Source organism: Tautonia sp. JC769 (assembly GCF_040717455.1).
In the GTDB taxonomy this organism is placed as follows: Bacteria; Planctomycetota; Planctomycetia; order Isosphaerales; family Isosphaeraceae; genus Tautonia.
The window spans coordinates 62,495-71,233 of the sequence record NZ_JBFEFH010000033.1; the positions used below are offsets into that span (position 1 = coordinate 62,495).

Below are 8,739 nucleotides of genomic sequence, written 5' to 3' on the forward strand. Positions count from 1 at the left end.
TGATCGAATCGTCTCGGACGGGACCACCGCGACGCCTTGGACACGGCGCCCGAGTTCAGGCCCTCGGCCCTCCCGGGTCACGCCGTGCAGGACGGAAACCGATCGAGGACGAGGCGGTCGGGCGTGTTGAGGTCGTGAATCAACGGGGACGGGTTGGAACAAACGGTATCCGGCTTGCATCAGCAATCGGGAGGTGCGGGCTGGGAGATCCAGACCGCATTCGACCACCTCAACTCGGGAGAGCGACCATGGCCGATCGAGACACGCCGTCGCACGCCAGGCAATCGACTTCGAAGCCGCATGACGACGCGAACCCCAGGGAGCCGAAGGAGGCCGCGGCCGGACCGGGATCGGACCGAGGGCAGCGGGACTCCGGCATGCCGATGCCGCCCGGCGAGTCGGCCGAGGCCCCCGAGAGCCCGGCCGGACGCGGGGGACGGATCGACTTCGAGGGGGCCGAGGATGAGGTCGAGGAGGCCAGTGAAGAGTCGTTCCCGGCCAGCGATCCCCCGGCGTATTGACCGGGCAAGCCTCTCGGCATCACTGCCGGCCGCCTCGGGCGGCGCAGCCGGGCGAACGCCGCGGCCCCCCTCGCGGATCGCCGAGCCGAGAGGCGCCTAGCGCCCGGGAGGGGTGAATGGTCGTCCGCCGGGGCGGCCGGAAGGCCCGGCGCCGGGAGGGCCTCCGGGGTCCATCCCGGGCCGGGGGAAGGGTCGGGGGCCGGCGCCGGGGCGAGGACCGGGGCCGGGGCCGGGGCCGGGGCCGGGGAAGGACCCGCCGAGGGGAGGAAGGCCGAGGACCTCGGTGATGGAGGTCAGGACCGATCGGGGGATCTGGAGGGTTGCGGATCGCCCGGAGCCGGCCGAGCGCGCGAGGGCCTGGTCGGTCGCGTGGTCCAGCCGAGCACCGGTCGTGCGGAACGGGAAGGCGAACTCCTCGCGGAGGAGCCGCCGATCGGCCTCGGAGAGCGGGGGGAGCGCCTGGAATCGGTCGCGGTCCCGGGCCATCTGCCCGGCCAACGCCTGGAACCGGTCCCAACGGTCGGGCTGATCGACGGCCGAGGAAAGGCCGCCCAAGAGCGAGACGGCCTCCATCGACCCGCTCAGGAGGCCGGCGAGGACGGCTCGCGCGTCCTCGACGGGGGAGGACCCGGCGGCCGTCGAGGCGGGGGTGATCCCCGGGGCGGTGGTCGCGGTCGGGGTCGGGGCGTCCGGCACGCCCGGAGCAACGCCGGGCGCCACGGCGGCCTGGCCCGGATCGGCGGGCGGGGCGTCGGCCGGCTGCTCAAAGCCCATGAATGCCGCCATCTCCTGATCGACCTGCCGGTTCATCCGGTCGGTGAGGGCGATGACCCACAGGCTCAGGCCGATCGTGATCCCGACGCCGCCGACCGCCACGGCGAACGGGCGCCGCATGGTGTTCCAGTTCAGAACGGCGAGCCCGAAGAGATAAAACGGGACGATCAGGGAGAGAACGCCGTGCACGATCCCCACCCGGAACGCCTCGACCAGAAGCCAGAGATTGCCGCCGATGGCGACGCCGATGGCCAGGATCATCACCAGCATCGCCAGCATGATGGCCGGGCCGGGCAGGAAGAACCCGAGCACGAGGGAGAGCGCGAGCATCGTCCCGGCGGCGATGAGGGCGAACTTCGCCGGCTTCGACAGCTCGACCTCATCCCGGCGCGATCGCGACCTCGGGCCGGCCGGCCGCGAGACGCCTCGTCGCGCCGGAGGGGCGACCGGGTCTCCGATCGCATCGGCAGCACCCCCCGGCGTGGCCGATCGCGGGGCGTCGTCCTCATCGAAGCCGTACAGGTCGGGCGGGGATTCGTGCTCGGGCTCGGGGGGGGCCTCGACCGCAAACGGAGCCTGGCAGCGTTTGCAGCGGACCGTCTTGCCCCGGAGCGAGTCCTTCAGGGTGTAGCGCTGGCCACAATCGGGGCAGGAGATGGTGATGTGGCTCATCGGTTTCCCCTCGATCGAGATCGGCAAAGAGAACGGAGAGGTGAAGCCGCGACATTCCAGCAAATCCCGGGGGGGATGTCCATCGAGCCGCCGACGATCAACCCGGGCGAGGGTTGCTTCGCGGGAACATCTCGGGCGTTTGCTGGTGACGGCCGGGTCGATGGGGTACCCTCGGGGGCCGATCACGACGCCCCCAAAGGAGCCCGGCCATGGCCCGATCCCCCGTGCTTGATGAGATCCGGCGGCTCGATCCGGTCGGCGACTGTCAGCGGATCGTGAGCCTGAGCAACACGCACGATTTCTCGTTCGACATGGCGCGATCGCTGGAGTTCGCCCTCTTCCGGACGTATTGCGTGCCCCGCATCTCGGGACTCCTCGATCGGACGGGCGAGTTCGCGACCCGGCCCCAGAAACGCTACGACGACACCGATCTGATCGTCAGCATCCTGATGGAACACGGGTACGAGAGCGAGCGCGGCAAGGAGGCCCTCCGCGCCATGAACGGGATGCACCGGAGATTCAAGATCGCCAATGGTGATTATCTCTATGTGCTCTCGACGTTCGTCTTCGAGCCGATCCGCTGGCACGCCCGGTTCGGCTGGCGGCCCTATGTCGAGCAGGAACGGCTGGGCTTGTTCCACTTCTGGCGGGCGGTGGGCACCCGGATGGGGATCAGGGAGATTCCCGAGGAGTTCGGGGCGTTCGAGCGGTACAACGTCTCGTATGAGCGCGAGCAGTTCCGGCTGGCCGATTCGAACGTGAGGGTCGGCCGGGCGACGCTCGACCTGTTCCTGAGCTGGTACCCGAGGCCGCTCCGGCCGCTCGTCCGCCCGGCGATGTACGCCCTGATGGACGAGGCGATCCTCAGCGGGTTCGGCTTCCCCCGCCCGTCGCCCGCCCTGAGGCGGCTGGTGGAGGGGGCCCTGCACGCCCGGGCGATCGGCCTGAGGCTGATGCCGCCGCGGCGGCGGCCGCACTACCACAGCGATCGACGCCCGAGGAGCTACCCGAAGGGATACCGGGTCGAGGACTTCGGGCCGCCGAAGCCCTGGGACGACGCGGCACCGAGCATCGAGCCGAGCGGCGAATCCCGCACACCGATGCCGATGTAAGCGCCTCTCGCGTGGCGGCCTGCGACCAACCGCGCCTCGCGGCCCTGGCCCGGCCCCTCGGCGAGACCGTGGTCGTGCCGGGAGAATCGGCCTGCAACGAACGATCGCCCCCGAGGTCGAGTGGATTCATCCCGACCTGGGAGGCGACTGATCTTGAACATTCATGGCGACGGACTGCCCGGGGCGTTCGGGGTCTCGGGGTCACTGCCCGTAGGCGGCGGCGGCGGGCTGGCCGATGGGGAACCCGACGCCGACGAGCGAGACCGGCACCTGGACGAAGTTGTGGGGCGGGCGGACGTTGCGGACGGTCAGATTCACATAACCATTCGAGTTGTTCAGCATCCACCGGAGCCAATCGACGTTCGGCGTGGGCTGGCCATTGGCCGAGACGATGATGTCGCCGACCTCCAGGCCGGCCCGATGCGCGGCCCCGCCGGGGGTCAGGCTGGTGATCATCAGGCCGTACTGCGAGGGGCCCCCCCCCTGCCCCGGATTGACGTACGCCAGGGCCGGCCCGCCGCCGGGCGCCCCGAACGACGGCACCGGCACCACCTGCGTGTAGACGCCCAGCGTGTATCCGTTCGACGGAGGCGGGGCCGGCTGGATGTACGCGGGCGCCGGCTGCGGGGCGGGCGGCAGTTGGACCGGCGGCTGCTGCGGCGGGGGTTGCGGCGCGGGGGGCTGGCCCACTCCGACGAACGGCCCGATCTGCTTCTTGAACTGGTTGAGGAACTGTTGCGGGATCTGCGCCTGGGCCGTGTTCGCACCGCCGGCGAGGACGATTCCCGAGATCACGGCCAGCGTCGCCAGGGACTGCAGCGGTCGGTAGAACATCTCAATCGCTCCTTGGATCACAGTGCCTGTTGAATTCGTCACGGTTGCAAATCAGATCACCTGATCAGTTGCTGTTCTGACGTGTGGCTCAGGTGACGGGAGGCCTGTGAAAACACATCCCATGCCAGACCGCCGCACGGCGGCCGAAACCCCGCGGCGCAATCGCCACAAACTCCTCCAGGAGAGCGAGATAAATTTTCCGAACGCCGCACGCACGCGCAGCCCCTGGGGAGGAATCCCCGTTGGCGAGCCCCTCGAACGATGCCGCGCAGCGTGAGAAGTTTGGCCCTGGCCCGGAAGGATTCTGGTGCCCCCTGCCGTCGGCCGGGGGGCGGCGGAAGAGCCGGCCGGACGGGCCCGAGGCGACCGGTCGGAGCGAACGATCGGATCGCGCGGGGGGCCCCCTCCCGACGCCGTGCCCCTGCCCCCGAACCCCCATGGACGGGGGTCTCGGGCGAGCCGGGAGACCGGCGGGGAGGCGCATCGAGACGCCCGAGGACTCGCGCGAAGAATGGCGGGGAGGCACGGATTGCCGGAACCCGGGAGTGGGGGTATTGTGATGACCCGCGATCTGGCACGATCCGGCGACGGTTCAAGGCGACCAGGGACACAGGGGCAATCCGATGCGACTTTGCCGCTTCGCACTCGACGACGACGTGGTGTTGACCGGCTACTTCATGGATGACCACGTGGTCCCGCTGGATCAGGCGATCGAGGCGTTCACCGAGGCGATGGATCTGGAACTCTTGATCCTCGACACGGACGACCTGATCGGCCTGCTGCCGCCGAGCGGCAGGTCGCACCGGGCGGCCTGGGAGCTGTCGAAGTGGGTCGAGGGGCTGGACGAGGAGGCCCTGGGCGAGCTGTCGGTGCCGCTGGATGAGGTCCGGCTCCTGCCTCCGATCGAGCGGCCGGGCAAGATCCTGATGCTGGCGAGGAATTACCCGGAGCACAGCGTCGAGGTGGGGGACGTCGCGGCCGAGCGGGCCGAGACCTTCCCCTACGTCTTCCTGAAGCCGGGGACGACGGTCAGCGGGTCGGGCGACCCGATCGTCATCCCGAACATCTCGCCCGACGGCATCGACTGGGAGTGCGAGCTGGGCGTGGTCATCGGCGAGACGTGCCGGGGTGCCTCGGAGGCCGACGCCCTGAAGTACGTGGCCGGTTACACCGTCATCAACGACGTGAGCGACCGCGGCTTCCGGCCCAATCCGGGCCGGAAGAAGCGCGAACGCGACGCCTTCTTCGACTGGATGCACGGCAAGTGGCACGACGGCTTCTGCCCGATCGGCCCGTGCATCCGGTCGGCCGACAGCCTGCTCGACCCGCAACGGCTCCACCTGAAGCTCTGGGTCGACGACGAGGAGATGCAGTCCAGCTCGACCGCGCAGATGATCTTCCCGGTCGCGGCGATCATCGCATTCATCAGCTCGTTCGTCACCCTGGAGCCGGGCGACATCATCGGCACCGGGACCCCCGGCGGGACCGGCAAGGGACGCGGCCGATTCCTGAAGCCGGGCGAGGTGGTGACCGCGGCGATCGAGGGGATCGGCACGCTGGTCAACCCGGTCGAGGCCGAGGACTGACCGGATCCCCCGGGGCCGATCGCCCCGCCCGGGTCAATGGCCGCCCGGGTCGTACAGCAAGGGGAAGAACGGGCCGTCCATCGGCGCCCCGTGGGGGATCGGCGGGACGCCGTCGAGCAGGACCTCGTCGGTATCGGAGCGGACCCCGTCGCGGAAGGCGTTGATGACCGTCGCTCGGCGGGGCCGCTCGGTCCGGTTCGCGAAGGAGCCGTGGACCATCAAGGGGTGGTGGAAGGTGGCCTCGCCGGCCTTCAGCTCGACGGCGACGGGGTTCTGGAACATGGCCCACTGCTCGTCGTCGAGCACCTCGCGAATCGCCTCCATGTCGCCCGCCAGGCCGGTGATGGGCAGCAGCGGCCAGCGGTGGCTGCCGGGCACGTAGTGGACGCATCCGTTGTCGATCGTGCTGTCGTCGAGGCCGATCCAGCAGGTCAGGTGCGCCATCGGCACGGTGCGGGTCCAGTAGGAATAGTCCTGGTGCCAGGCCACCACGCCGCCGTGCTTCGCCGGCTTGCAGAAGAGCTGGTCGTGCCAGAACCGGACGGCTCCGCCGAGCAGTTGCGAGGCAGGCACGGCGAAGGCCGGGTTCCAGAGCAGGTCATGGAAGCCCGGCTTGATCCGCCAGGCGCCGAGCGCGTGGAAGAGGACGCGGTCGGGATCGGCCGATTCGTTCGAGTGGTACTCGTACCAGAGTTCCCGGCCGGGGTGGTCGGGCGAGAACCATTCGGCCAGCTCCTCGCGGAGGGCCTCGACCTGGGCGTCGTCGAGGATGCGGACGCCCGGCAGGTAGCCGTTCTCGTGGTAGAACCGGACCTGATCGTCGGAGAGTCGGAAGCGTTCGGGGTCGGCGCGGAGGGCCTCGGCGAAGAGGTCGCCGACGGGGCGAGCGGCCTGCGAGAGGTCTGTGACGGTGGCCATGAGTCGGGCTCGATTCGTTCGAAGGCGATCGGGGTTCACGGCCCCGAGTCCGATTCCGAAGCGGGATCGAGTGCTATTGGATCATGACCGGACGGCGCGATTCAAGGGGCGCATCAGGCCCGGCGCGCAGGAACCGCGTCGGCGTCGGGCACCTCGGCCCGACGCCGACGCGGCGAGGGAGGCGTCGGCATCCCCGGGGGAGGGTCAGAGCTGATCGGCGCTGAGGACCTCGCCGCCCCGGGTCGTGCCGAGCGCCCGCCAGGTGAACAGGTTGATGGTGTTCTTGATGAACCGGACGCTGCCGTCGCCGAAGACCATGTTCACGCCGCCGGGGTGCCGGCTGCGGAAGGCGTAGGTCGGCGGCTGCGAGGTGGTCGCCACGACGCAGGGCGGGTTGCCGTCGACGAGCGATCGGCAATAGCCGGCGCTATTCTGGACGTCGGGCAGGGTGCTGTTGGGGCTCAGATAGGTCGAGCCGCTCACGGCGTCGCCCCACCAGGTGAAGCCGCGGAGGTCGGCCCCCATCCCCTTGATGACCTCGCCGGCCAGGAGGGTGTTGGACGTGCCGTCGCGGAAGTCGGCGAAGCTGTAGCAGCGGCCCCGCGAGGGGTAGAACCGCTGGGTGGTGTCGGCGTCGGAGAAGGCGGCGCCGAGCCAGGGGGCGTCGGGGTAGATGCCGACGGTGTAGCCGCCGCCGACGGTGCCGAGCGACTGGTAGATGTCGCCGTTGCCGAAGTTGACGATGTAATTGTGCCAGGTGATGCCGTTGTACGTCGACAGGTCGGACGGCTTCTCGCCGTCGGACGGGCAGAGCAGGTTGTTCACGAGCGACCGCGTGACGGTCAGGTTCGGCGGACTGCCGTAGCGGAGCTGGTTGGCCGGCCCGTTGCCGCCGCCGGAGGTGGTGCCGGGCGACCAGTAGCGGCCGTACTGGTTGTACGAGTTATAAAGGTTCACTTGCTCGATATAGGGCAAGATGTAGACCTGGAACGTGCCGAAGACGGCCGTGCGGTGCCCCGGGGGCAGGACTCCCGCCATGTCATGATAGTTATGCATGGCGATGCCGATCTGCTTCAGATTGTTGACGCACTGGGCCCGTCGGGCCGCCTCTCGCGCGCTCTGAACCGCCGGGAGCAGCAAGGCAATCAGGACACCGATGATGGCGATCACGACCAACAATTCGATGAGCGTGAATCCTGAGCGATGTCGACGCATCGGGGAACTCCTCTTGCTAGGTCAATCGTCTCGCGACTGGAGCGGACCGAGAATCGGTGGGTGCGGCCACACCGAGAGGGGACGAGGGTCAATCCTTTTCCAGGGAATAGTCGAACGTGTTTGATCCGTCCGAGGTCACCTCCGCGGTCAAGGTCGATTCGGTGTTGTACTTCGAGGGGATCAGCTCGATCGGGTGGATCGGGCCGAGCCCGGGCATCTGCGCATCCCCCTCCCCGGTCACGGCGACCTCCTCGCCCGAGGCGCTCGAAATCCTCACGATGTAGCTGCCGGGGACGAGCCCCTCGGCCTGGGAGATCGAGTAGCTCCCCGAGACGATCGGGGCGCCGGTCATGATCGGCTCCGGGTTGCCGGGGTCGGGGAAGAACTGGATGCGGCCATCCTCCAGGGGCTGGCCGTCGAAGGTGACGGAGCCGTCGATCGGCATCCGTTGCAGGCCGTCGCCCCCCCCGCACCCGAGGACGAGGATCAAGGGGGCGGCCAGGGTCCATCGGCGGGAGGACCATGCGACGCGATGGTTCATGGGACGCGAATTCCCGAGAGATTCGGGAGGGATACGGCCCGGGGCGTCGACGACCACTCCACCGTGGGACCGACGCCCGGCGCATCCTCCAGAGTCACACACATGAAGAAAAGCCGCGGCGGTTCGGGCGATCGAACGCCCGTGACGCGCAAGGGCGCCTCAAGGCCGAAGACATCATGTCTCGGCCACGTCCTTCGGGATCGATCCTGGTTCTCTCCAAGAGAGGCGTCATTCCGGGCGGATCGGCCCGGAACGAATTCGAGAGGTCGGGATTTTCCTCACGCACACCGGAGGGAACGGCCGTTGTCGGCCCCCTCGATCGTCAAGGCGTCTCGAACGACGATCGGTCCTGAGTGATTGCAGGAAGAGGGATTTCGGAATCGCGTGGTACCGTCAAGGACCGTCTCGGGCCGTTGGTCGACAGTGTCACGGATCGTGAACGAAGCGAGCGCTCGTGCCGGTCGAGTCTGGAGATCAGGACCGCGTTGTTGACGCGCGGTTGAACAATCGACTTTACAATGACACACCCTTCCGGCTGAGTCAAGATGCCGATACATCCTTACCCG

General features: G+C 68.8%; 8 protein-coding genes. 3 read left to right on the top strand and 5 right to left on the bottom strand.

What is annotated here, in order from left to right:
* Positions 1–248 precede the first annotated feature (248 nt).
* Positions 249–521: a hypothetical protein gene (locus tag AB1L88_RS23710; protein WP_367099180.1), complete on the top strand. Its 273-nt coding sequence runs from the start codon at positions 249–251 to the stop codon at positions 519–521.
* Between the two features lie 96 nt (positions 522–617).
* Here the strand turns inward: AB1L88_RS23710 and AB1L88_RS23715 are convergent, their stop codons facing one another.
* Positions 618–1,967: a hypothetical protein gene (locus tag AB1L88_RS23715; RefSeq protein ID WP_367099181.1), complete on the bottom strand. Its 1,350-nt coding sequence runs from the start codon at positions 1,965–1,967 to the stop codon at positions 618–620.
* A gap of 209 nt (positions 1,968–2,176) precedes the next feature.
* On the opposite strand from AB1L88_RS23715, the gene AB1L88_RS23720 reads away from it, so the two are divergent.
* On the top strand, positions 2,177–3,079 hold the full coding sequence (locus AB1L88_RS23720; RefSeq protein WP_367099182.1) for an oxygenase MpaB family protein: 903 nt from the start codon (positions 2,177–2,179) through the stop codon (positions 3,077–3,079).
* Positions 3,080–3,280: 201 nt separating this feature from the next.
* Here the strand turns inward: AB1L88_RS23720 and AB1L88_RS23725 are convergent, their stop codons facing one another.
* A complete protein-coding gene (locus AB1L88_RS23725; RefSeq protein WP_367099183.1) occupies positions 3,281–3,913 on the bottom strand; it encodes a PDZ domain-containing protein in 633 nt (210 codons plus the stop codon).
* Between the two features lie 623 nt (positions 3,914–4,536).
* Here AB1L88_RS23725 and AB1L88_RS23730 point away from each other — a divergent pair.
* On the top strand, positions 4,537–5,499 hold the full coding sequence (locus AB1L88_RS23730; RefSeq protein ID WP_367099184.1) for a fumarylacetoacetate hydrolase family protein: 963 nt from the start codon (positions 4,537–4,539) through the stop codon (positions 5,497–5,499).
* 33 nt (positions 5,500–5,532) lie between these two features.
* Here AB1L88_RS23730 and AB1L88_RS23735 read toward each other — a convergent pair whose 3' ends face one another.
* From AB1L88_RS23735 to AB1L88_RS23745, 3 genes are all read right to left on the bottom strand, one after another.
* The gene (locus tag AB1L88_RS23735; RefSeq protein WP_367099185.1) at positions 5,533–6,417 is read right to left on the bottom strand and encodes a phytanoyl-CoA dioxygenase family protein; all 885 of its coding nucleotides are present in this window, start codon (positions 6,415–6,417) and stop codon (positions 5,533–5,535) included.
* Positions 6,418–6,621: 204 nt separating this feature from the next.
* Positions 6,622–7,632 (bottom strand): DUF1559 domain-containing protein, encoded by a 1,011-nt coding sequence (locus AB1L88_RS23740; RefSeq protein ID WP_367099186.1) that lies wholly within the window; start codon positions 7,630–7,632, stop codon positions 6,622–6,624.
* An 88-nt stretch (positions 7,633–7,720) separates the two neighbouring features.
* On the bottom strand, positions 7,721–8,173 hold the full coding sequence (locus tag AB1L88_RS23745) for a hypothetical protein (protein ID WP_367099187.1): 453 nt from the start codon (positions 8,171–8,173) through the stop codon (positions 7,721–7,723).
* Positions 8,174–8,739 lie beyond the last annotated feature (566 nt).

Coding starts and splice junctions, on each gene's coding strand:
- AB1L88_RS23715 (WP_367099181.1), bottom strand. CDS start 1,967: ATGAGCCACATCACCATCTCCTGCCCCGATTGTGGCCAGCGCTACACC.
- AB1L88_RS23735 (WP_367099185.1), bottom strand. CDS start 6,417: ATGGCCACCGTCACAGACCTCTCGCAGGCCGCTCGCCCCGTCGGCGAC.
- AB1L88_RS23710 (WP_367099180.1), top strand. CDS start 249: ATGGCCGATCGAGACACGCCGTCGCACGCCAGGCAATCGACTTCGAAG.
- AB1L88_RS23740 (WP_367099186.1), bottom strand. CDS start 7,632: ATGCGTCGACATCGCTCAGGATTCACGCTCATCGAATTGTTGGTCGTG.
- AB1L88_RS23720 (WP_367099182.1), top strand. CDS start 2,177: ATGGCCCGATCCCCCGTGCTTGATGAGATCCGGCGGCTCGATCCGGTC.
- AB1L88_RS23730 (WP_367099184.1), top strand. CDS start 4,537: ATGCGACTTTGCCGCTTCGCACTCGACGACGACGTGGTGTTGACCGGC.
- AB1L88_RS23745 (WP_367099187.1), bottom strand. CDS start 8,173: ATGAACCATCGCGTCGCATGGTCCTCCCGCCGATGGACCCTGGCCGCC.
- AB1L88_RS23725 (WP_367099183.1), bottom strand. CDS start 3,913: ATGTTCTACCGACCGCTGCAGTCCCTGGCGACGCTGGCCGTGATCTCG.